Source organism: Pseudomonas sp. GW821-FHT11G12 (genome assembly GCF_058808055.1).
The window spans coordinates 62,293-83,693 of the sequence record NZ_JBXARH010000002.1; the positions used below are offsets into that span (position 1 = coordinate 62,293).

A 21,401-nucleotide genomic window follows, 5' to 3' on the forward strand; every position below is an offset into this window, starting at 1 on the left:
GCAATCGCCATGCGCCGCTGGGGAGCCGAACGTCTCGTTGGCCTGCATGATCCGCAGGTCAACGAGCATCACCTGGAGTCCACGGGCCTGCCCGCAGACAGCCGTTTGCGCCTGCTCAGCTTCAACATCCAGGTCGGCATCAGCACCGAGCGTTATCGGCACTACCTGACCCGCAGCTGGCAGCATCTGCTGCCGCACCCCGGACGCTCCGGCAATCTGCAAAAGATCGGCAATCTGCTCGGCGACTTCGACCTGGTCGCCCTGCAGGAAGCCGATGGCGGTAGCCTGCGTTCAGGCTACGTCAATCAGGTCGAACACCTGGCCCATCTCGGCGCCTTCCCGTACTGGTATCAACAACTCAATCGCAACCTCGGCCGACTGGCCCAGCACAGCAACGGTGTGCTCAGTCGTCTGCGCCCGTGGGCGATCGAAGACCACCCGCTGCCGGGGCCGAAAGGTCGCGGGGCGATTCTGGTACGTTTCGGCGAAGGTCCCGAGGCGCTGGTGGTGGTGATGATGCACCTGGCGCTCGGCGCCCGGGTACGCACGATGCAACTGGCCTACATTCGCGAGCTGATCGGCGGCTACAAGCATCAGGTCCTGATGGGTGACATGAACACCCACGCCAGCGACCTGCTCCAGCACTCGCCCTTGCGCGACCTCGGCCTGCTGGCCCCGCAACTCGAAGCGACGTTCCCCAGCTGGCGCCCGCAGCGCTGCCTGGACCATATTCTGCTCAGCCCGACCCTGACCCTGGAAAAGGTCGAAGTGCTGGCGCAACCGATTTCCGATCACCTGCCCGTCGCGGTAGAGATTCGTCTGCCGGGTTCGCTCACGGCCGATGCATTGCCCGCGTTGAGTCCTGCCCCTCGCGGAACGCCTGAATGAGCGACGAAGCCCAGCGCTGGAAAGAGAAATACCTCAAAAGCATCGAACAACAGGAAAAGCTCGAACGTCGATGGGACGCCCGGCTCGACCTGCTGCGCCGCGGCCTGGTGCGCAGCACGCTGGCGGCGGAAGGCACCGACCGCGTCGTCGACCAATGCATGAAAGAAATGCGCGACGTGGTGCGCACCGACGACATGGACGCCGGCCTCGCCGCCCTGTTGCCGCGCCTTGAAAAAGCCGTGCTCGACTCCGAGCAACGCCGTGAAACCCGGATCAATCAAGTCAGCACGGCCCTGAATTCGCTGGTGACTCAACTGCAATCGCTGCCCCTGCCCCGGGAAGTCGCCCAGCCACTGAAGAAGTTCGCCAAGCAGCTGGATGGCCGGGTCAGTCAGGCGCGGGAAATGCCGCTGCTGCTCAGTGAACTCAGCGGCTTGCAGGGCAAGGCCCTGAGCCAACTGGAGACCCCGGCGGAACCGGGACGTCCGGGGCTGTTGCAGCGCCTGTTCGGCAGCCGCGACAGCGAGGAAGCGCCCGCACCGGTGGCTCAGCCTGCCGTGGCTTCTCCAGCCGCTCAGCCGGAGCAACCACCCGCTGCACCTGAAAGCACGCCAATGCCAGAAGCGCCTGTCGCAATCGTCGAACCGGCAGCCATTGCGACCGTCATCGAAACACCGGTCACCGCACCTCTGGTCGCGCCACTGCAAGCTTCAGCACCAGCACCAGCACCAATATCAACACCCGAGCCTGTTGCAGAGCCGGAAGTGGTTGCCTTCGAGCCTGCCCGGATCATTACAGAAGTCGTCACCGCTCCCAGCGAACCGGAACCCGCCGAGCCAGAACCCGAGCCGCAAGCCTTCACGCCACCTCCGGTCTTCGCGCCGGCAATGCCGGCGGCCTTCAACCCTGACGAACTGATCCACCCCGGCGACAACCCGCCCCCGGTCATCCTCGACAGCCTGCCCTTGCCCGAACCAATCGCGCAGGCATTGGCGGCCATCGATCCGGAGCAGTCCGAGCAGGACATTCTGTATGCCTTGCCGGACTCGCCCGAACCGTCCTACAGCTCGGTGGCCAAACACATCGAAGACACGCTGATCGGCCTGCTGGACGATCTGACCTTGCCGGAACGCCATCGCCCGCAAGCCGAGGCCATGCGCGATCGGCTGAAACATGGCCTCAACTGGTACGAATTGCTACCGATCCTCGACGATCTGGCGACCCTGATGTTGGCCATCACCGACAGTGGGCAGCACGAGTTCGAGGCCTATCTTCAGCAACTCAACGAACGCCTCGAAGCGTTCCAGAGCAACCTGCAGGCCGCCAGCGAAGGTCATGCCGACAACAGCTCCGCGGCGCGGGCGATGGACACGCAGATCCGTGAACAGGTCGACGGCCTGCAAAACAGCGTGCAGGAAGCGGCGGACCTGAACGATCTCAAGCAGGTATTGGAAAACCATCTCGAAGGCCTGCTCGGCACGATGGACCAGCACCAAAAACAACGTGACGCCCGTGAACAGGAAGTGGCCGGACGCCTGAAAAGCCTGGCCGAGCGCGTGGCGCACATGGAACAGGAGGCCCTTGGTTACCGCGAACACCTCGAAGAGCAGCGCCAGAAAGCCCTGATCGATCCGCTCACCGGCCTGCCCAACCGCGCCGCCTGGAGCGAGCGACTCGACCACGAAATCGCCCAATGGCAGCAGCACGGCAACACCCTCAGTTTGGCGATGCTCGACCTCGATCACTTCAAACGCATCAACGACAACTACGGGCATCTGGCCGGCGACAAGGTGTTGAAGATCATCGCCACGGTGCTGCGCAAGCGCCTGCGCGGCAGCGATTTCATTGCCCGCTTCGGCGGTGAGGAATTTGTCCTGCTGCTGCCGGCCACCCCGCCGGCCGTCGGCGCCAAACTGCTGGAAACCCTGCGCGCCTCCATCGAGGCCTGCCCGTTCCACTTCAAGGGTGAGCGAGTCACGATCACTATTTCCATGGGGCTGGCGGCGTTCAGGCCGGGAGAACACAGCGATCTGGTGCTCAAAAGAGCCGATCAGGCGTTGTACCGGGCCAAAAACGCGGGTCGCAACCGGGTGGAGCTGGGCTGAAGACAATTGTTCCATTTCATTTAAATCAGCCCTTTTGCCGTTCGCACGCAAGTCAATACGTTACACTGTTGCATTATCGACTTGCGTGTACTGCCATGAAATTCCTTGCTCTCATCGCGTCGCTGCTCGTTCTGGCCGGTTGTGCCAGCGGCCCGCGCTACGACACCAGCCACCCTTCTGCCAATCACGACAGCCGTGCGCAGTTCGTGATCGTGCATTACACCTCCGCCTCCCTCGAGCGTTCGCTACAACTGCTGACCCACGGTGAAGTCAGCAGCCACTACCTGATCGGCGACGACAAGAACGGCACGATCTACAAGCTGATGGATGAAAACCTGCGTGCCTGGCATGCCGGCGAAAGCGAATGGCAGGGTCGTACCTGGCTCAACTCAAGCTCCATCGGCATCGAAATCGTCAACCCCGGCTTCAAGGACACTCCGACCGGGCGCATTTGGTACCCGTACAGTGAAGCCCAGGTGCAGTCGCTGATCGTGCTGCTCAAGGACATCAGCAAACGCAACGGCATCAGCCCGGACCACATCATCGGTCACAGCGATATCGCACCGTTGCGCAAGCTTGATCCGGGCCCGTTGTTCCCGTGGAAGCGCCTGGCCGCCGAAGGTCTTGGCTTGTGGCCCGATGAACACGCCGTAGCCCGCCAGCAAGTAAGGTTCGACGTCGAGTTACCGAGCATCAGTTGGTTCCAGGCGCAGCTGGCACGCCTGGGCTACGCAACGCCGCAGAACGGCGAGCTGGACGTGGCGACCCGCCATGTACTCGCAGCCTTCCAGATGCACTTCCGCCCTTCCCGCTTCGACGGCACCCCGGATGCGCAAACGGCAGCCTTGCTGCTGGTGCTGAATCAGACAAAATAATGACGCCCGCCCGACGGTCAGGGCGAAAGTGCAATCAGCAGCTATAACTCATTGGTAATTCTTCGGATATCCATGATGGTTGCTACCCGAGAGACGCTGCGTAGCTGGTTTTATCGCCCCTGGTTTCTGGCGATGCTGGCGGCTGTCCTCAGTGCGAGTCTGCTGATCACCGGCGGGTTGTTCGTGGCCGTGCATCAGGTCGAACAAAGCGAAAGCCAGGAAATGAACGCCCAGGGCGAGCGCTTCCTGGCCCGACTGGAACAGTTGTTCGGCCAGTTGCGTGAAAGCCTCGACGACCTTGAGGCCCAGCCCCTGCGCAGCTGCGACGACGAGATGATCGCCACGCTGCAGCAAGTGACCTTCAACTATCGCTTCGTCTATGAAGCCGCCTACATGGACGCCTCGCGGATCTGCTCCAACCGTCCGCGTCAGGAAGGCCTGTCGGTCGTGCGCCCGCCCGACATCAAGGGCCCGACCTACAGCTACTGGCTGAACACCACCACCGAACCCGATGAAAATCGCGCGGCGCTGATGCTCGGGCGCGGCAACTTTCGCGTGGCCACCTCACGCGGGCACCTGACCGACATGGTCGATCTGTCCCCCGGCAGCAGCCTGCTGGTGGTGCTGGACCATGGCAGCCGGGCGATTCCGGTGCTCGGCGTGCCACAGACATGGCCGCCCACCGAGCCATGGCCTCCGAAGAGTCTGGACGCCCTGCAAGTCACCCAGAGCCATCTGATCTATCGCATGCCCACCGACAACCCGGAATATCAGTTGGTACTGATTACCCCGCGCACCGGCATGCACATCCCCGAGCTTTGGTGGTGGATGGTGCCGGTCTGTCTGCTGCTGGGCGTGCTGGTCGGGCTCACGGTGTTCTGGCTGGTGCGTCAGCATCAATCACTGGATGCCGAACTGCACGGCGCGATCCGCCGCGGCGAATTGCAGGTGCTGTATCAACCGATCTTCGACCTCGACAGCCGCAACTGCGTCGGCGCCGAAGCCTTGCTGCGCTGGCGCCGGCCGGACGGCACGCTGACCAGTCCCGACCTGTTTATCCCGATGGCGGAAAACACCGGGCAGATCCGCCAGATGACCGACTTCGTCCTCCAGCGCCTGCTGGAACAACTGGGCCAATTACTGCGGGCCAATCCGCAGCTGTACATCTCGGTGAACCTGGCGGCGTGCGACGTGATGGTGCCGCGTATCGGCCAGGTCATGGCGCGGCTGTTGACGCTGCACCGGGTGGCGGCACGGCAGATCGCCTTTGAAGTGACCGAGCGCGGCCTGATCGATGTGGTGGTGGCCCGGGAAAACCTGCAAGCGCTGCGCGATGTTGGCCATCAGGTGCTGATCGACGATTTCGGCACCGGCTATTGCAGCCTCGCCTACCTGCAAACCCTGCCGGTGGATTGCCTGAAAATCGACAAGGCGTTCATCGATGCGCTCGGCCATGACGCCGCCAGCAGCGGCGTGGCACCGCACATCATTCACATGGCCCAGGCACTGGATCTGAAAGTGATCGCCGAAGGGATCGAGTATGAGTCCCAGGCGGCGCTGCTCAGCAGCGAAGGCGTGAAGTTCGGCCAGGGCTGGCTGTTCGCTCACGCCTTGAGCGCCGTGCAATTCATCGAGCTGATCACCCGAGGACGGCGTCTCGCCGGCCGCCGGATGGATGACGAGGCCTAGACCGCCAGCGCCATGTAGAACTGCGTGCCCTGCCCCGGTCGCGAATAGACACCCATCCGCCCGCCGTGCAACTGGACGATTTCCTTGCACAGCGCCAGCCCGAGCCCGGCCCCGCCCTTCTTGCGCCCGACCTGAACGAACGGTTCGAAGATCCGCCCTTGCTGGCCGTAGGCAATACCTTCGCCATTGTCCTCGACGCTGATGATCACCCGCTCGCCATGCCGGCGCGCCTGCAAACGGATCAGCCCGTCGCGGGCGGTATGGCGCAAGGCATTGTCGATCAGGTTGTCCAGAACTCGATCCAGCTGGGCCTGATCGGCCTGCAAACGCGGTAGCGGGCCTTGCACCTCAATGTTCAATGCAACGCCCTTCTGCGCTGCCGAGTCGGCAAAACGCGATTGCGCCTGGGCCAGCAAATCCTCGATGGAGCACGGCGCCAGCGCGAGTTTCTGCAGGCCGCTCTGATAGCGCGAAAAATTCAGCAGATCGTTGATCAACTGCATCAAGCGCTGCATCTCTTCATTGACGGTGTCGAGCAGATCGGACTCCCGGGATTCCGCCGGAAACTTCGCCCGCTCGCGAAACAGCCCGAACGCCATGTGCATGCCGGTCACGGGCGTGCGCAGTTCGTGTGATGCACGCAACACGAATTCGCTGCGCACCCGCTCGAAGGCCCGCTGCTCGGTGACGTCATGCAGCACCATCACCGCGCCGAGGATATGCCCCTGAGTGTGGCTGACTGGCGTGAGGCTGTAGGTCAGCAGTCGCGACTCGCCGTCGACCTCGATGCTCAAATCTTCCGGTGCACGCTCAAGGGTGCCGCCACGCAGCACCAGTTGCAGCTGCGCATCCAGTTCCGGGCGCTGAAGCGCAGTGCCCAGGCCCTCGCCAAACCGGTCGCTGTCCCAGCCCAGTTGTCGCTGAGCCACCGGGTTCAAGTGCTCCAGGTGCCCCTGGCGGTCGATCATCAGCAAGCCGTCATCGATGCTGTCGAGCACGGCCTGCAAGCGTTGCTGGCCGGCCAGCAGTTCATCGACATTGGTCGCCTGATGCTCGCGTAGCGCTTCGGCCATCAGCCCGAAACGCCGGGTCAGCAGGTTGATTTCCATGGCCGAGGACACCGGCAGGGTCACTTCGAAATTGCCCTGGCCGATGTTGTCCGCTGCTTTCGCCAGTGCCTCGATCGGTGCACCGAACCGACGAGCGATCCCCTGGGCGGTGATGAAACCGATGATCAACACCGCCAGTCCCACCAGCCCGAGCAGGCCGGCGATCAGCAGCGCCCGGTCGCGGGCGGCGTGTTGCACGGCGTTGATGTTATCCAGTGCGTGCTTGTGCTCGGCGATCAGACCGTTGCGCAGGGTGTTGAAGCGCTCGCGCAAGTCGCCACCGCCACTCAGGGCCGCGCCTGGATTGCGGGACACGTCGAACGCCTGAAGAAAGCTCAGGTAATCGGCCTTGGCCTGACTGAATCCGTATTGACGGTCGTCGTCTTTCTGCTCCTGGGCGATACCCTCGTCGAGCAGCTCGAAGTAATGCTGTTTCGACGCTTCGAAGGCGGCTGGATCGGGCTTCTCGGCGAGCATCATGATCAGTTGATCGCCCAGGGTCTGGCGCAGCTTGAGCCCCAAATCAAGGGTGACGAAGTTATTGCGGATCAACGCCTCCTGAGTCCCGGCCATTTGCATCACGCTGACCAGCCCGAGCATCAGCCCGAGCAAGGCCACGGTGATCAGCGCGGAAATGCTCAGGAACAAGCGGGTCCGCAACTTCATCGCCAGTTTCATCGGCGCACGCTCACAAGTTGTACTGCTTGCGCTTGCGATACAGGGTCGAGGCGTCGATCCCCAGGGTCTTGGCCGCCTGGTCGAGGGTGCCGGCGGTCGCCAGTACCGCGCCGATGTGAGCCTTCTCCAACTCGTCGAGGCTCAGGGCCGCGCCGACCCGAGGCGCATTGTTGGCGGGTTGCTCGGCCATGCCGAGGTGGCTGATTTCCACGCGCTCCTGCGGGCAAATGATGCTCGCCCGCTCGACCACGTTGCGCAGCTCGCGGATGTTGCCGGGCCAGCGGTAACCCAGCAGCGCTTCCCGCGCCTCGTCACTGAAACCCCGGGCCGGCCGCGCGTATTCCTTCACGAAGCGAGCAAGGAATCGGTCAGCCAGAGTCAGAATGTCTTCAGCGCGTTCGCGCAGCGGCGGCAGATGCAGGGTGATGACGTTCAGACGATAGAGCAGGTCTTCGCGGAAGCGTCCATCGCGCACCATGTCTTCAAGATTGAGGTTGGTGGCCGCAAGGATGCGCACGTCGGCGCGACGCGTGACGGGATCCCCTACCCGCTCGTATTCCTTGTCCTGGATGAAACGCAGCAACTTTGGCTGCAAGGTCAGTGGAAAATCGCCGATCTCGTCGAGAAACAGCGTACCGCCATCTGCCTGATTCACCCGACCCAAGGTGCTTTCGCTGGCCCCGGTGAACGCGCCGCGACTGTGACCGAACAGCTCGCTTTCCATCAGTTCGGCGGTCAGCGACGGGCAATTGATGGTGACGCAGGATTTCTTCTCGCGCTTGCTCCAGCCATGGATCGCCCGGGCCAGTTCACCTTTACCGGTGCCGGACTCGCCAAGGATCAGGATATTGGCGTCGGTGCTCGCCACCTGCCGCGCGGTTTCCAGTACGACTTTCATCGCCGGGCTGTGGGAATCGAGACCGTCCCTGGGTTTGCGGATCTCGCCTTCGAGGGCTTCCAGACGCGCCGAGAGCTGGCGCACTTCCAGCTGCTTGGCAGTGGCCAGACGCAACTGGTCAGGGCTGCACGGCTTGACCAGATAGTCGGCGGCACCCGCCTGAATCGCGTCCACCGCCGTGTCGACGGCCGAATGAGCGGTGACGATGACCACCCGCATCCACGGCGCCTGAATGCGCATCTGCGCCAGCACGTCGAGGCCGTTGTCTTCGCCCAGACGCAGATCGAGGAAGCACAGATCGAACACCTGACGCTGCAACAGCGCGTCAGCCTGGGCCGCGCTGTTGGCGGTGGCGACGGTATAACCTTCGTCTTCGAGGCAATAACGGAAGGTTCGCAGGATGGCGGATTCATCATCCACCAGCAGAATGCGGCCTTGGTGCTCAGTGGCTGATTCCATTTTTCCTACGCTCCATAAGTGAATGTCTTGGTTTAGTCCCGGAAAAATCGGGCAAGTTGCATGGTCGATTCTGATCGATTCCAGTCATAGCAGGGTAGCTCTCTCCTGCCCTCACAGCTAATCCACTGAATTTGTTGAATTTTTAAACAATCAGCGGTTTTCAGGCATTTGCCTGCGTCCTTTTCTGACATCCGCACCCTGCTCTCAATTCAAAAAGAATGATTTCTCCTACGAAACAATCGTGCATTACGCACGACCGTGGCGGAGCCATCGTGCAGGATGCGTCGTCAGGATTTTTCTATTCATCTTTAACTATTTGATTTTATTGATTTTTTTCAAACAAAAAAGCTGGCATGCAGGCTGCAATACCTCTCTCAGCCCGGGCAGATATGCACTGCCCTAACCGAATAAGAGTGAGGAACCCAGGATGACTCGCCAACGTGCCGCCCAAATGTGTATTTCGCCCCTGCATCTACAGCAGGGCCTGTTTGGCGCACTTGCGCTGCTGATCACTCTGATCGCTTGCCAGCAATACCTGCGCTGGGAACAGAGTCAGCAACCTGAGCCCTTGATTTCGATGCAGCACGCGGCACAAACGCACTTCAGCGCCGTCAGCAGCAGCCAGGCCGATAGCGGCGCGATGCGCATGATGGATGTCGACCAGCCACAACCCCTGGGCGACCTACCACGCGAAGAACGCTGGGTTTTCTGATCAACGAATCTGGGCGCCCCCGCGCCGAGACCGGCAACACCCCTAAATAGAAACAAGGAGAATCACCATGTTGAGCTGGGCAATCACATTCCTGATCATTGCCATCATCGCTGCAGTACTGGGCTTCGGTGGTATCGCGGGCACCGCCACGGGTATCGCCAAGATTCTCTTTGTCGTGTTCCTGGTGATGTTCATCGCCTCGTTCTTCTTTGGCCGTCGCGGCCGAGGTTGACCATGAGTGCTTTAAAGACACTGGCAGCCGCCCTGCTCCTGGGCGGCAGTGCCATGGCGATGGCGGCCAATGATGGCCAGGCGCGGGTCAACGAACTGTTGAGTTCGGACCCGCACTACAGGGAAACCTGGGAAGGCGTGGTGAAGAAGGAAGAACGCCTGCCGGAATGGGTGATGAACCTTTCCGGTACGCCGGACCAACAGATGAATGCCGTCACTGAAGACGGCGACAAGTACCTGGTCGGGCCGCTCTGCGAATCCCAGGACAAGTGCCTCAACCACCGCTTGATCGTCGCGTTCAGCTTCGACAAGAAACACGCTTACGCCATGCTGGTCGATGTGCCCGAAGGACTGCCGGCCGACAAGTCGCCAACGCGACATGCGACCTACCGCTTCCTCGGCAAACCCGATCAGGGCATGCAGGATCTGTTGATGGAAACGCTGAAGAAAGATCCGAACTGGTATTGAACATGAGGGCAGCAACGCGCTGCCTTCCATTGCGCCCGCCCGAGGAAGGCCGGCGCATGACCAGGGGGCCGGGACGTTCTGACTGTTTCAGGGTCGGAGTGACCTACGGGTACAGGGAGTGCCTGCGATGAGGGCCGGGTCAGGGTAAAAGCTGCGACGCAAGTTCGCCAACCCGGGGTGGTTCGACGGACTTGCGCTGAGCTTTCAAAGTGACAAAACATTGATCCAGAGCGTTCTGCCCATCTTTTTATCGATCACACTGCGCGCGAAAAGCGTTTCGCGGTGTTTCGTCGCGACCGTATATCGAGAAAGAGTCGATTGAGCCAGTCGGACTTTTAGTTTCCAAACGTAGGCTTTTTCCTAAATTTTTCGTCGAAATCACTCGTTCAAAAAATAACCAACCTACGCTGTAATGGCCGGTTCACGGCACTTATGCCTGCTGAAATGTCGTATTCGAACCGGTTGGGACGCCAGTTTCATTTAAAAAAGCTCATGCCGATTCGGCATAGGGTAGGCGTTTACGGCATTAGACGGCGCAACCTTGCATCGGAATAGTTGCGCCTTTTTTCGCCTGCCGGAGAGCCGTAAACACGCGGCCCGGGGCACCTTATACGGAGGCAGATGCACAAACTTTTCCGCTAAAGAGCGTTCCAGTTCCTGCATGTGCCTGAGTCAAACGCAAGTAAGGGTAAAGATAATGAAGAAGGCAAAGCTTAGCCTCGCCTGGCAGATCCTCATCGGTCTGGTATTGGGGATTGCAATCGGTGCGTTGCTCAACCATTTCAGTGCCGAGAAGGCCTGGTGGATCAGCAACGTCCTGCAACCGGCAGGCGATATCTTTATCCGTCTGATCAAGATGATCGTAATCCCGATCGTCATCTCTTCCCTGATCGTCGGCATCGCCGGCGTGGGCGACGCCAAGAAGCTCGGGCGCATCGGCCTGAAGACCATCATCTACTTCGAAATCGTCACCACCATCGCCATCGTCGTCGGCCTGCTGCTGGCCAACCTGTTCCATCCGGGTGCCGGCATCGACATGAGCACCCTGGGCACTGTGGATATCTCCAAGTACCAGGCGACCGCCGCCGAAGTACAGCATGAACACGCGTTCATCGAGACCATCCTCAACCTGATCCCGTCGAACATCTTCGCGGCCATGGCCCGCGGCGAAATGCTGCCGATCATTTTCTTCTCCGTGCTGTTCGGTCTCGGTCTGTCGAGCCTGCAGTCGGACCTGCGCGAGCCGCTGGTGAAGATGTTCCAGGGCGTCTCGGAAAGCATGTTCAAAGTCACCCACATGATCATGAACTACGCGCCAATTGGTGTGTTCGCTCTGATCGCGGTGACCGTGGCCAACTTCGGTTTCGCCTCGCTGCTGCCGCTGGCCAAACTGGTGATCCTGGTTTACGTCGCCATCGCCTTCTTCGCCTTCGTGATTCTGGGCCTGATCGCCAAGATGTTCGGTTTCTCGGTGATCAAGCTGATGCGCATCTTCAAGGATGAGCTGGTGCTGGCTTACTCCACCGCTTCCTCGGAAACCGTGCTGCCACGCGTGATCGAGAAGATGGAAGCCTACGGCGCACCGAAAGCCATCTGCAGCTTCGTGGTGCCGACCGGTTACTCGTTCAACCTCGACGGTTCGACCCTGTACCAGTCCATCGCCGCCATCTTCATTGCCCAGCTGTACGGCATCGACCTGTCGATCAGCCAGCAACTGCTGCTGGTCCTGACCCTGATGGTTACCTCCAAAGGCATCGCCGGCGTACCGGGCGTGTCCTTCGTGGTACTGCTGGCCACTCTGGGCAGCGTGGGTATTCCGCTGGAAGGCCTGGCGTTCATCGCCGGTGTCGACCGTGTGATGGACATGGCGCGTACCGCCCTGAACGTGATCGGCAACGCCCTGGCGGTACTGGTTATTGCCCGTTGGGAAGGCATGTACGACGACGCCAAGGGCCAGCGCTACTGGAACTCGCTGCCGCACTGGCGCAGCAAGGAAAAACTGCCGGCCGGTGACGTTTCCAAGAACTGATCCCCGCCCGCAAGGCACCCTGACAAACCCCGGAGAAATCCGGGGTTTGTCGTTTCTGGCGACCCCGCTATCATTCGCCGCATCTTCCGGGGGATTTGACTGATGCTTAATGGCCTGTGGCTTGGCTTCTTCATCGTGGCTGCCGTTTCGGCGCTGGGGCAATGGCTGATCGGCGGCAACGCCGGGATCTTCGCGGCGATGGTGGAAAGCATTTTTGCCATGGCCAAGCTGTCGGTCGAGGTCATGGTGCTGCTGTTCGGCACCCTGACCCTGTGGCTGGGCTTTCTGCGCATCGCCGAGAAGGCCGGGATCGTCGAGTGGCTGGCCAAAGCCCTGGGCCCGCTGTTCCTGCGACTGATGCCGGAAGTACCGGCGGGGCATCCGGCCATCGGCCTTATCACCCTGAACTTCGCCGCCAACGGCCTGGGCCTGGACAACGCTGCCACGCCGATCGGCCTCAAGGCCATGAAGGCGCTGCAGGAGCTCAATCCCAGCTCGACCATCGCCAGCAACGCGCAGATCCTGTTCCTGGTGCTCAACGCTTCGTCCCTGACCCTGCTGCCGGTGACGATCTTCATGTACCGCGCCCAGCAAGGCGCGCCGGACCCGACGCTGGTGTTCCTGCCGATCCTGCTGGCCACCAGTTGCTCGACCATCGTCGGCTTCCTGTCGGTGGCGTTCATGCAGCGCCTGCGGGTCTGGGACCCGGTGGTGCTGGCTTACCTGATTCCCGGCGCGCTGATCCTCGGCGGCTTCATGGCGCTGCTGGCGACGATGTCGGCCACCGCGCTGGCGGGCCTGTCGTCGATCCTCGGCAACTTGACGCTGTTCGGTCTGATCATGCTGTTCCTGGTGATCGGTGCATTGCGCAAGGTGAAGGTTTACGAAGCGTTCGTCGAAGGTGCGAAGGAAGGTTTCGACGTCGCGAAGAACCTGCTGCCGTATCTGGTGGCGATGCTTTGTGCGATCGGCGTATTACGCGCGTCAGGCGCTCTGGACTTCGGCCTCGACGGCATTCGCCATCTGGTGGAGTGGGCAGGGTGGGACACACGGTTCGTCGATGCGCTGCCGACCGCGATGGTCAAACCGTTCTCCGGCAGCGCCGCCCGGGCGATGCTGATCGAAACGATGAAGACCTCGGGCGTGGACAGCTTCCCGGCGCTGGTGGCCGCGACAATCCAGGGTAGCACCGAGACCACCTTCTACGTGCTGGCGGTGTACTTCGGCGCGGTGGGCATCCAGCGCGCCCGGCATGCCGTCGGTTGCGCGCTGCTGGCCGAGCTGGCCGGTGTGCTCGGCGCTATCGGCGTCTGCTACTGGTTCTTCGGCTAATCCTCAAGGCCGGGCGGTCGGCACGACCTTCTGGCCTTGTTCCACCGCCCACGCCACCACCTTCGCCGTCAGCCGATCACTGGCCTGACCGAATCCGGCCACCACCGCCGGGACTTTCACATCATTCAGCGGCTGGCGCTCTTCGAAGCGGCGGCTGGCGAGGATGCGCTGGTCATAACCGCGCACCAGCAACGCATCCACCCGCACCACGACGCTGGCCTGCGTGCCCTGATACTCGGTCTGAAACGCCTGCAGGCTGCCGCCCAGCTCCAGATCCGCCTGGAAGTTGCTGTCATCGGTACTCAACAGCGACACCCGGCCGTCACGCTGGAAACCATCGAGCAGCCGATTGCGCACCAGCACCGGTGCCGGATCGCTCCAGCGCGAGGCCTTGTAGCTGCTGATCACGTCCCCCTGGGGAATCACTGCGATGCTCGGCCGATTGAGCGCTTCGCTGGCCTGCAATTTGTTCAGACGCAGCGACCAGTGCTGAGTCGCCGCCGAACTGGCCGAGGCGGGCGCCTGTGCGGCCGGTAGGCGGTAGACGTCCAGCGGTTCGGACTTGGGCAGGATCGAGCACGCGCTGATCAGCGAAAGGCCGGCGATGAGGAGGGCGAGGCGAGTCAGCTTCATGGCGTGAACTCCTTGTTCTTGTCACTGCCCAGCAGGTAACCGCTGGGGTTGGCCTCCAGACGTTGGGAAATGGCCCGCAGCGAGGACAGGGTTTCACGCAGTTCACGCACCGCCGGCGCCAGGCCGTTGAGGCCCTGCATGCCGCTGTCGAGGGAGTTCTGATTCTTGCTCAGCAAGCCGTTGATGGTGGCGCTGCTCTGTTCCAGCGACTTCATCGCCTGCTCGGCGCTGCCCAGAGCCTGTTTGCCCTGATCGTTGAGCAGGCCGTTGGCGTTGCGCATCAGCGCGGATGTCTGCTCGAGCATGCTGCCGGCCTGCTTGCCGACGGTTGCCAGTTGCTGCATGGCCTGGCGCAGATCGCCGCGCTGATCGTTGATCGAACCGGTGGTCTGTTCCAAGTGCTCAAGGGTTTTGCTCACGCGCTCGATGTTGTCGGCGGAGAACATCTGATTGGCGTTGCTCAGCAGCGTACTGACCCCGCTCATCAGGTCATTGCTGTCATTGAGCAGCCGCGAGATAGGCGAGGGCGAGGCGACGATGGTCGGCAGGTTGCCGTCCTTGCCGCGCAGTTTCGGGCTCTCTGGCGTGCCGCCGCTGAGCTGGATGATCGACGTGCCGGTGATCCCGGCCAGCGCCAGTTTGGCGAGGGTGTCTTCCTTGACCGGCGTGTCGCCACCGAGGCGAATCCGCGCCAGCACCCGGCGCGGGTCCTGCGGATCGAGCCGCAGACTGACCACATCGCCGACCTTGATCCCGCTGTACTGCACCGGGCTGCCCCGGGACAGGCCGCTGACCGCCTCGTTGAAGACGATTTCGTAATCCTTGAACTCGGTGTCGACGCTGGACTTGGCCAGCCACAGACCGAAGAGCAGGGCACCGGCCACCACAATCACCGTGAACAGGCCGATCAACACATGATGGGCTCGGGTTTCCATGTCAGACCTCGTTGAGCAGTTTGGCGGCGTCCAGCGCCGAGCGGCCGCGAGGGCCGTGGAAATATTCGTGAATCCACGCGTCGTCGGTTTCCGAGACCACGTCGATGGGTCCGGCCACCAGCACTTTCTTCTGCGCCAGCACCGCCACCCGGTCGGTGATGGTGTAGAGCGTGTCGAGGTCGTGGGTCACCAGAAACACGCTCAAGCCCAGCGCATCGCGCAGGGTCAGGATCAATTGGTCGAACTGCGCCGCGCCAATCGGATCGAGGCCAGCGGTGGGTTCGTCGAGAAACAGGATGTCCGGGTCCAGCGCCAGCGCCCGGGCCAGCGCCGCCCGTTTGATCATGCCGCCGGACAGCGACGACGGGTATTTATCCGCCGCCGACAGCGGCAACCCGGCCAGCGCCAGTTTCACCGCCGCCAGATGCTCGGCGTCTTCGCGGCTCAGGCCGGCGTGTTCGATCAGGGGCAGGGCGACGTTCTCGGTGACCGTCAGCGAGGAGAACAGCGCGCCTTTCTGGAACAGCACGCCAAAACGCCTTTCGACCAACGACCGCTCGTGCTCGGAAAGGCTCGGCAGGTTCTGACCAAACACTTTCACGTTGCCTTCGCTGGGCCGGCGCAAGCCGACGATGCTGCGCAGCAACACCGATTTACCGCTGCCGGAACCACCGACCACGGCCAGAATCTCGCCTTTGTACAAGTCCAGGTCGAGGTTCTCGTGCACGCTCTGGCTGCCGAAGCGATTGCACAGGCCACGGACTTCGATCACCGCCTCGGACGGCATGCGGGGTAGACGACTCACCAGCCCATCTCCATGAAGAACAGCGCGGCGACCGCATCGAGCACGATCACCACAAAGATCGATTGCACCACGCTGGAGGTGGTGTGGGCGCCGACCGATTCGGCGCTGCCGCTGACCTTGAAGCCTTCCAGACAACCGATGGCGGCAATCAGGAACGCGAAGATCGGAGCTTTGACCAGGCCAACCAGGAAATGTTGAATCCCTATGTCGCTTTGCAGCAGCGACAGGAACATCGCCGGCGAGATATCCAGCGACACCGCACAGACCACGGCGCCACCGATGATCCCGCAGATCATCGCCAGAAAGGTCAGCATCGGCAGCGCCACCAGCAAGGCCAGCACGCGCGGCACCACCAGCAGCTCCATGGGGTCGAGGCCGAGGGTGCGAATGGCGTCGATTTCCTCGTTGGCCTTCATCGAGCCGATCTGTGCGGTAAAGGCACTGGCGGTGCGGCCGGCCATCAGGATCGCCGTAAGCAATACGCCGAATTCGCGCAGGAAGGCGAAACCCACCAGATCCACGGTAAACACGCTGGCGCCGAAACTGGCCAGCACCGTCGCCCCGAGAAACGCCACCACCGCGCCGACCAGAAAGGTCAGCAGCGCCACGATAGGCGCAGCGTCGAGGCCAGTCTGTTCGATGTGCGCGATCATCGGCGTGATCCGCCAGCGCTTGGGCCGGAACAGGCTGCGGGCGATGGTTTCGAGGATCAGGCCGACGAAGCCGAGCAGTTGCAGGGTGTCTTGCCAGACCGTATCGACAGCCCGGCCGATGCGCGTCAGCAATTGTACGCTGACGCTGATTTCCGGCTCCTTGATCGGCACGCAGAAGTCGGTCAGCGAGCGATACACGGTTTGCAGCAACGCGCGGTCGGCAGTGGAAATCGTGCAATCGGGGTGTTCGGCGGATTTGCCCAGTCGCTCGGAGCCAAGCAGCTCCACCAGCAGCGAAGCGCCGGCGGTGTCGAGGGCGCCGAGGCCGTTGAGGTCGATGGGAGTGCTGGCGTCGTACTGACCGCGGAGCGTTTCGCTCAGGTGCTTGAGCTCGGCGTAATGAGCAAGCGTCCAGTCCCCGGTGACCCGCAGGCGGGCAGGGGTGATCGAGGTGTCCAGTCGGGCATTACCGGTCATCGAGCTGCTGGTCATAAGCTCCGTGCTTGTTCGGCTAAATTCGCGAACCTACGTAATAGCACGAACCGGATTACTTTTCTTTGGTCGGTGTGCTGTCCGTGACTTCGAAACGCAGAACGCCGATCACCTGGCCGTCTTCGGTCAGCACTCGCACCTGCCAGTCACCGACCGGGTTGCCAGGGAAAACCTGCTTGTGGGTCCACGCCCGGTAGCCTTCCTTGCGCCCGCCATGAATGTCGAGGGCGATCCGGTCGACCTCTTTGCCGTTGAACTGCCACACGTGATAAATCCGCTCATCAAGCCCGCGCGGTGCGTTGATCGCGGTGTAGGCGTAGAGCCCACCGCCACGGATCTGCTCGGCGCTGACTTGTTCGAGGCTGGCGCCGGGGGTGCGATCCTGCAACTGGGTGCTGATCGCCACGTCAGTCATCCACAGTGTCGCTGGCGGCACCCACGAACGCAGGACCCAACCTACGCCGCCGATACCGATGGTGATGCTGAGGATCGCCAGCGCATTGCGCACGGTGCGGATCGGGAAGATCGACGCCAGGCTCGGAAACGACAGCACCACGGCAGTCCCCAGCGCCCATTTGAAGCTCTGCGACGTGGTCAGGTGCATGATCACCGGCAAGGCGGTGAGCAGGGCGGCGAACAGGGTCAGGGTGTGCAGCGCGAGGAACGCCCAGCGCCGCGGCGCCAGCCATTTGTAGTAGAGCGGATCGACGATCGAGATCAGCGCGGCGATGCACAGCAGACCGGTGAACACCAGTTGGCCGCTGTTCCAAGTGGTGGTGATGAAGAAGAACGGCAGGACGAAAAACAGGCTTTCCTGGTGGATCATCTGCGTCGCGTAACGCAGCAGTGGCTGAGGGATTTCTCGTTTGAAGACCCGCGTGAACAGCTCGGTCAGGCTGTTTTCCAGCATTAGCCAGATCCAGCTCAACAGCATGATCGTGGTGATCCAGCTCGCCAGCCCCTGTTGCCGGTCGACCAGAATGAAACTGCCGACCCCGGAGATGAAACCACCGAGCGCAATGACCCCGGGATAGCGCTTCATCAGTTCGAGGATGCGCTGGATCAGGAGGGTCAATTTGAGCATTTGGGCGGTTCACGACAGTCGAGGAAAAAAACCTCGACAGAGTACCGCCCGCCGGGCCCCGTGGCGAGGCTGCCGATCAGTAAAAACCCACGGGATCACGGCTTGGCCGGGGGACGACGATGCAGTCGCCAGCCGAACAGAATCAGCAGCAGTACACCCAGCCCGCCCGCAATCAGCCACAACACCTCGTCATCACTGAGCAAGGGCTTCTCGATCCGCAGGTATCCCGGCTGCAGCAGCAATTCGCGCATGGCCTTGTTCGCCGCTTCCAGCGTCACGCCTTGCAGTTCCAGGGCAGGGTCGGCGAAACGGCCGTCCTCGTAGTCGCCCAGGGCGCTCCAGTAATAGTCGGCCATGGCGCTGTTGCCCTGCACGGCCCAGGCCTGATGGGCGATAGCCGCCTGTTTGAGGCGATTGAAGGTGTCGGCGTCGAGGCCGTTTTTCAGCAGGTCGGCCTTGAGATCTTCCAGCACTTGCTCGGCTTCAGCGATATCACTGCGGTCCAGATCGGCGTTGAGGCTCATGAAACCGACGCCACCGAACACCTCACGCTCGGCCCACGGGCCGTAGGACAGACCATGGTTCAGGCGCAGTTGGCGGTAGAGCGCCCACTCCAGGTACTCCTTGAGCAGGTCGAAGGTCTGGTCGTACTGATCGTCCAGCACCGGCTCCGGCACCAGCCAGTGCAGCTTGGCGCTGTTGCCGATGAAACCGCGAGTGATCGTGCGTTCATGGGCGGCGCTGGCGCGGATGTCGGGCAAGGGTCGGTGTTCGCTCGGGTCGACCGCTTCCAGCGCTCCCCACGCCCGCTCCAGATAGGCCGGCAGCAACTTGTCGAGGTCACCGACGACGATCAGGGTCATGTTGTTCGGCGCGTACCAGGCCTTGCGCACCTTCTCCAGTTGCGCGCGGGTCAGGCCATCGACCTCGGCCCGTTGCGGACATTTCAGGCCCAGCTCGACCGCCAGTTGATTGCTCGCGGTGTGGCCCAGATCCTGGCGGTCGAGAAAGCGTTGCAGGCGGGTGTAATGCCCGCCGTCCTCGCGCTCGACCACCCGTTTGGCGGCGTTGATCGCGTTGTCGTCGAAGCGGGTCTGGGTCAGCAGATCCAGCAGCAGATCGAGGACCTTGCGCTGGTTTTTCGCCGGGGCTTCGATCACGAACGTGGTGTCGGCGTTGCTGGTGAAGGCGTTCCAGTCGCCGCCGAGGGCCTGCATGCGCTCTTCGAGGCCACCTTCGCCAGTGGCGTCGATGCCGCTGAACAACAGGTGTTCGAGCAGGTGCGGCAGCTCTTTCTCATTGCAGTCGAAATCGTCGAGACCGACGCCCACCACCAGCCTGATCGCCACATGCCCGCGTTCAGTGCCGGGCTTGAGCAGCAATTGCAGGCCGTTGGGCAGGGCATAGCCTTCGACCTGAAAGCGATCCAGGGCGAGGGCGGGCAGGGAACCGAGCAACAGACAAGCGAACAACAGGCAACGCATAACGAGCTTCCATACAGCTTAATGGGAGATCCGTGTCGTCAGTCCGGCCGTGAGGCTGAACCTTGAGTTACTGACTGACCACAGCCCCAGACGTTCAAGGCGAATGCGTGATGTCCGCCATATCGTCGGTCTCGAGCGCTCCGGTATCGGCGGTTTCCAGCACCACGTAGGCGCTGCTGCAGAACAGCGAGTTCAAGCGTTTCATGTCGGCAATCAACTCCAGGTGCAGCGAACTGGTCTCGATACTTTGCACGATCTTGCGTTGCAAACGGCTGACATGCGCATGGGCCAGACGCCGCTCCTGCGCGCGAAAGCGGCGTTTTTCGCGCAGCAACTGGCGGGCGCTTTCCTTGTCACCGCTGAGGAACACCGACAGCCCCAGCCGCAGATTGGAGATCAACTGGCTGTGCAGCCCGGCCAGTTCTTCCAGCCCGTCTTCGGAAAACGAGCGGCGCTGGGAGGTCTTCTGCTGCTGCACCTTGCGCAACATGCGTTCGATCAGGTCGCTGGCAAGTTTGAGGTTGATCGCCAGCTCGATGATTTCCGCCCAGCGCCGACTGTCCTGCTCGCCAAGATCTTCACGGGGCATTTGCGCCAGATACAGCTTGATCGCGCTGTACAGCGCTTCGACGTCATCGGTCAGCTTGCGCATTTCCATGGTGACCGCGGTTTGTTTGCCGCGCAGTACATCGAGGGTCGCGTCGAGCATGTTGTCGATCAGATCACCCATGCGCAGGGTTTCCCGGGCGGCGTTGGCCAGCGCCAGGCTCGGCGTGACCAGCGCTGTAGGGTCGAGATGACGCGGCTTGGCGGTGCCGTTGACCTCCGGGCGCTCCGGCAACAGCCAGGCGCACAGCCGCGCCATGGGCGCGACGGTTGGCACCAGGATCAGGCAGCGCACGGTGTTGTAGAGCAGGTGGAAGCCGATGACCATTTCCTGCGGACTGAAATCCAGGCTGTCGATCCAGTGCACCAGTGGGTCGAGCACCGGAATGATCAGCAACAGACCGATCAGCTTGTACAACAGGCTGCCCAGCGCCACTTGCCGGCCGGCGGCGTTCTGCATGCTGGTGCTCATGAACGCCAGCACGCCGCTGCCGATGTTGGCGCCGATCACCAGACCGATCGCCACCGGCAGGCTGATCACATTGGCCCCGGCCAGCGTCGCGGTCAGCAGCACGGCGGCGAGGCTTGAGTAGGAAATCATCGCGAACAACGCGCCGACCAAGGCGTCGAGCAGAATGTCGCCGGTCAGCGAAGCGAAGATCACCTTCACGCCTTTTGCGTGAGTGATCGGCCCGGCGGCCTCGACGATCAATTGCAGCGCCAGAATGATCAGCCCCAACCCGATGGCCACACGGCCCATCTGCCCGAGCCGCGTCTGTTTGCGCGACAGAAAGAAAATCACCCCGAGGAAAATCAGCAGCGGCGACAGCCACGACAGATCGAACGTCAGCACCCGCGCCATCAGCGCCGTACCGACGTCGGCCCCGAGCATGGTCACCAGGGCCGGGGTCAACGCCATCAGGCCCTGGCCGACGAAGGAGGTCACGAGCATGGCGGTGGCGTTACTGCTCTGCACCATCGCGGTCACAAGGATACCGGCGATGAAGGCCAGCCAGCGCCTGGACATGTTCTGGCCGATCACATGGCGCAGATTGGCGCCGTACACCCGCAGGATGCCGGTTCGAACGATGTGCGTGCCCCAGATCAGCAGGGCCACGGCAGAAAGCAAATTGAGCAGGGTGAGCATGCAGACCCCCTGTAGTTGCAGCGCCCCAAAGGGGCAAGTTGACGATACCGCGCGGTTTCTACGTGTTGTTCTTAAGCTGTAGTTGGCTA

18 protein-coding genes are annotated in these 21,401 nt (G+C 62.0%); 9 read left to right on the forward strand and 9 right to left on the reverse strand.

Translation table 11 applies throughout. The features are described from left to right. Positions 1-9 precede the first annotated feature (9 nt). The 4 genes from AC1RR7_RS07990 (at position 10) to AC1RR7_RS08005 (ending at position 5,557) form a co-directional block, all read left to right on the forward strand. A complete protein-coding gene (locus AC1RR7_RS07990) occupies positions 10-888 on the forward strand; it encodes an endonuclease/exonuclease/phosphatase family protein (protein WP_096822419.1) in 879 nt (292 codons plus the stop codon). Beyond that, on the forward strand, positions 885-2,993 hold the full coding sequence (locus AC1RR7_RS07995; RefSeq protein ID WP_493157051.1) for a diguanylate cyclase: 2,109 nt from the start codon (positions 885-887) through the stop codon (positions 2,991-2,993). The genes AC1RR7_RS07990 and AC1RR7_RS07995 overlap by 4 nt, the downstream gene beginning before the upstream one ends. 95 nt (positions 2,994-3,088) lie before the next feature. Next, positions 3,089-3,868, forward strand: coding sequence for an N-acetylmuramoyl-L-alanine amidase (locus AC1RR7_RS08000; protein ID WP_102621166.1), 780 nt, complete (start codon positions 3,089-3,091; stop codon positions 3,866-3,868). A 72-nt stretch (positions 3,869-3,940) separates the two neighbouring features. Further along, positions 3,941-5,557: an EAL domain-containing protein gene (locus AC1RR7_RS08005; RefSeq protein ID WP_096822416.1), complete on the forward strand. Its 1,617-nt coding sequence runs from the start codon at positions 3,941-3,943 to the stop codon at positions 5,555-5,557. On the opposite strand, the gene AC1RR7_RS08010 is transcribed toward AC1RR7_RS08005, so the two are convergent. Continuing rightward, complete coding sequence (locus AC1RR7_RS08010; protein ID WP_096822415.1) at positions 5,554-7,344, reverse strand: KinB sensor domain-containing domain; 1,791 nt, start codon at positions 7,342-7,344, stop codon at positions 5,554-5,556. The genes AC1RR7_RS08005 and AC1RR7_RS08010 overlap by 4 nt on opposite strands. A 10-nt stretch (positions 7,345-7,354) precedes the next feature. Continuing rightward, the gene (algB, locus tag AC1RR7_RS08015) at positions 7,355-8,701 is read right to left on the reverse strand and encodes a sigma-54-dependent response regulator transcription factor AlgB (RefSeq protein ID WP_096822414.1); all 1,347 of its coding nucleotides are present in this window, start codon (positions 8,699-8,701) and stop codon (positions 7,355-7,357) included. A gap of 427 nt (positions 8,702-9,128) precedes the next feature. On the opposite strand from algB, the gene AC1RR7_RS08020 reads away from it, so the two are divergent. The 5 genes from AC1RR7_RS08020 (at position 9,129) to AC1RR7_RS08040 (ending at position 13,473) form a co-directional block, all read left to right on the forward strand. Next, the gene (locus AC1RR7_RS08020; protein ID WP_493157053.1) at positions 9,129-9,413 is read left to right on the forward strand and encodes a hypothetical protein; all 285 of its coding nucleotides are present in this window, start codon (positions 9,129-9,131) and stop codon (positions 9,411-9,413) included. A gap of 67 nt (positions 9,414-9,480) precedes the next feature. Then, positions 9,481-9,645 carry a DUF1328 domain-containing protein gene (locus AC1RR7_RS08025; protein WP_003177151.1) on the forward strand — a complete coding sequence of 55 codons (165 nt, stop codon included), beginning with the start codon at positions 9,481-9,483 and terminating at the stop codon, positions 9,643-9,645. A 2-nt stretch (positions 9,646-9,647) separates the two neighbouring features. Then, the gene (locus tag AC1RR7_RS08030) at positions 9,648-10,112 is read left to right on the forward strand and encodes an inhibitor of vertebrate lysozyme family protein (protein WP_096822412.1); all 465 of its coding nucleotides are present in this window, start codon (positions 9,648-9,650) and stop codon (positions 10,110-10,112) included. Positions 10,113-10,809: 697 nt separating this feature from the next. Next, positions 10,810-12,141 carry a glutamate/aspartate:proton symporter GltP gene (gene gltP / locus AC1RR7_RS08035; RefSeq protein WP_011331769.1) on the forward strand — a complete coding sequence of 444 codons (1,332 nt, stop codon included), beginning with the start codon at positions 10,810-10,812 and terminating at the stop codon, positions 12,139-12,141. A gap of 102 nt (positions 12,142-12,243) precedes the next feature. Next, positions 12,244-13,473 carry a nucleoside recognition domain-containing protein gene (locus tag AC1RR7_RS08040; protein ID WP_007954056.1) on the forward strand — a complete coding sequence of 410 codons (1,230 nt, stop codon included), beginning with the start codon at positions 12,244-12,246 and terminating at the stop codon, positions 13,471-13,473. Positions 13,474-13,476: 3 nt separating this feature from the next. Here AC1RR7_RS08040 and AC1RR7_RS08045 read toward each other — a convergent pair whose 3' ends face one another. The 7 genes from AC1RR7_RS08045 to AC1RR7_RS08075 all read right to left on the reverse strand — a co-directional run bounded on the left by AC1RR7_RS08045 (position 13,477) and on the right by AC1RR7_RS08075 (position 21,312). After that, positions 13,477-14,106, reverse strand: coding sequence for an ABC-type transport auxiliary lipoprotein family protein (locus AC1RR7_RS08045; RefSeq protein ID WP_102621168.1), 630 nt, complete (start codon positions 14,104-14,106; stop codon positions 13,477-13,479). Then, on the reverse strand, positions 14,103-15,041 hold the full coding sequence (locus tag AC1RR7_RS08050; RefSeq protein ID WP_096822410.1) for an MlaD family protein: 939 nt from the start codon (positions 15,039-15,041) through the stop codon (positions 14,103-14,105). Before AC1RR7_RS08050 ends, AC1RR7_RS08045 begins: the two co-directional genes overlap by 4 nt. 1 nt (position 15,042) lies before the next feature. Then, positions 15,043-15,828: an ABC transporter ATP-binding protein gene (locus AC1RR7_RS08055; protein WP_173861375.1), complete on the reverse strand. Its 786-nt coding sequence runs from the start codon at positions 15,826-15,828 to the stop codon at positions 15,043-15,045. 14 nt (positions 15,829-15,842) lie between these two features. Further along, positions 15,843-16,991 (reverse strand): ABC transporter permease, encoded by a 1,149-nt coding sequence (locus AC1RR7_RS08060; protein WP_096822408.1) that lies wholly within the window; start codon positions 16,989-16,991, stop codon positions 15,843-15,845. Positions 16,992-17,046: 55 nt separating this feature from the next. Further along, the gene (locus AC1RR7_RS08065; protein WP_096822407.1) at positions 17,047-18,075 is read right to left on the reverse strand and encodes a DUF5924 family protein; all 1,029 of its coding nucleotides are present in this window, start codon (positions 18,073-18,075) and stop codon (positions 17,047-17,049) included. A 95-nt stretch (positions 18,076-18,170) separates the two neighbouring features. After that, positions 18,171-19,559 carry a M16 family metallopeptidase gene (locus AC1RR7_RS08070; RefSeq protein ID WP_096822406.1) on the reverse strand — a complete coding sequence of 463 codons (1,389 nt, stop codon included), beginning with the start codon at positions 19,557-19,559 and terminating at the stop codon, positions 18,171-18,173. A 94-nt stretch (positions 19,560-19,653) separates the two neighbouring features. Further along, positions 19,654-21,312 (reverse strand): Na/Pi cotransporter family protein, encoded by a 1,659-nt coding sequence (locus tag AC1RR7_RS08075; protein ID WP_273539402.1) that lies wholly within the window; start codon positions 21,310-21,312, stop codon positions 19,654-19,656. Positions 21,313-21,401: the final 89 nt, after the last annotated feature.

Coding starts and splice junctions, on each gene's coding strand:
- AC1RR7_RS07990 (WP_096822419.1), top strand. CDS start 10: ATGCGCCGCTGGGGAGCCGAACGTCTCGTTGGCCTGCATGATCCGCAG.
- AC1RR7_RS07995 (WP_493157051.1), top strand. CDS start 885: ATGAGCGACGAAGCCCAGCGCTGGAAAGAGAAATACCTCAAAAGCATC.
- AC1RR7_RS08000 (WP_102621166.1), top strand. CDS start 3,089: ATGAAATTCCTTGCTCTCATCGCGTCGCTGCTCGTTCTGGCCGGTTGT.
- AC1RR7_RS08005 (WP_096822416.1), top strand. CDS start 3,941: ATGATGGTTGCTACCCGAGAGACGCTGCGTAGCTGGTTTTATCGCCCC.
- AC1RR7_RS08010 (WP_096822415.1), bottom strand. CDS start 7,344: ATGAAACTGGCGATGAAGTTGCGGACCCGCTTGTTCCTGAGCATTTCC.
- algB (WP_096822414.1), bottom strand. CDS start 8,701: ATGGAATCAGCCACTGAGCACCAAGGCCGCATTCTGCTGGTGGATGAT.
- AC1RR7_RS08020 (WP_493157053.1), top strand. CDS start 9,129: ATGACTCGCCAACGTGCCGCCCAAATGTGTATTTCGCCCCTGCATCTA.
- AC1RR7_RS08025 (WP_003177151.1), top strand. CDS start 9,481: ATGTTGAGCTGGGCAATCACATTCCTGATCATTGCCATCATCGCTGCA.
- AC1RR7_RS08030 (WP_096822412.1), top strand. CDS start 9,648: ATGAGTGCTTTAAAGACACTGGCAGCCGCCCTGCTCCTGGGCGGCAGT.
- gltP (WP_011331769.1), top strand. CDS start 10,810: ATGAAGAAGGCAAAGCTTAGCCTCGCCTGGCAGATCCTCATCGGTCTG.
- AC1RR7_RS08040 (WP_007954056.1), top strand. CDS start 12,244: ATGCTTAATGGCCTGTGGCTTGGCTTCTTCATCGTGGCTGCCGTTTCG.
- AC1RR7_RS08045 (WP_102621168.1), bottom strand. CDS start 14,106: ATGAAGCTGACTCGCCTCGCCCTCCTCATCGCCGGCCTTTCGCTGATC.
- AC1RR7_RS08050 (WP_096822410.1), bottom strand. CDS start 15,041: ATGGAAACCCGAGCCCATCATGTGTTGATCGGCCTGTTCACGGTGATT.
- AC1RR7_RS08055 (WP_173861375.1), bottom strand. CDS start 15,828: ATGCCGTCCGAGGCGGTGATCGAAGTCCGTGGCCTGTGCAATCGCTTC.
- AC1RR7_RS08060 (WP_096822408.1), bottom strand. CDS start 16,991: ATGACCAGCAGCTCGATGACCGGTAATGCCCGACTGGACACCTCGATC.
- AC1RR7_RS08065 (WP_096822407.1), bottom strand. CDS start 18,075: ATGCTCAAATTGACCCTCCTGATCCAGCGCATCCTCGAACTGATGAAG.
- AC1RR7_RS08070 (WP_096822406.1), bottom strand. CDS start 19,559: ATGCGTTGCCTGTTGTTCGCTTGTCTGTTGCTCGGTTCCCTGCCCGCC.
- AC1RR7_RS08075 (WP_273539402.1), bottom strand. CDS start 21,312: ATGCTCACCCTGCTCAATTTGCTTTCTGCCGTGGCCCTGCTGATCTGG.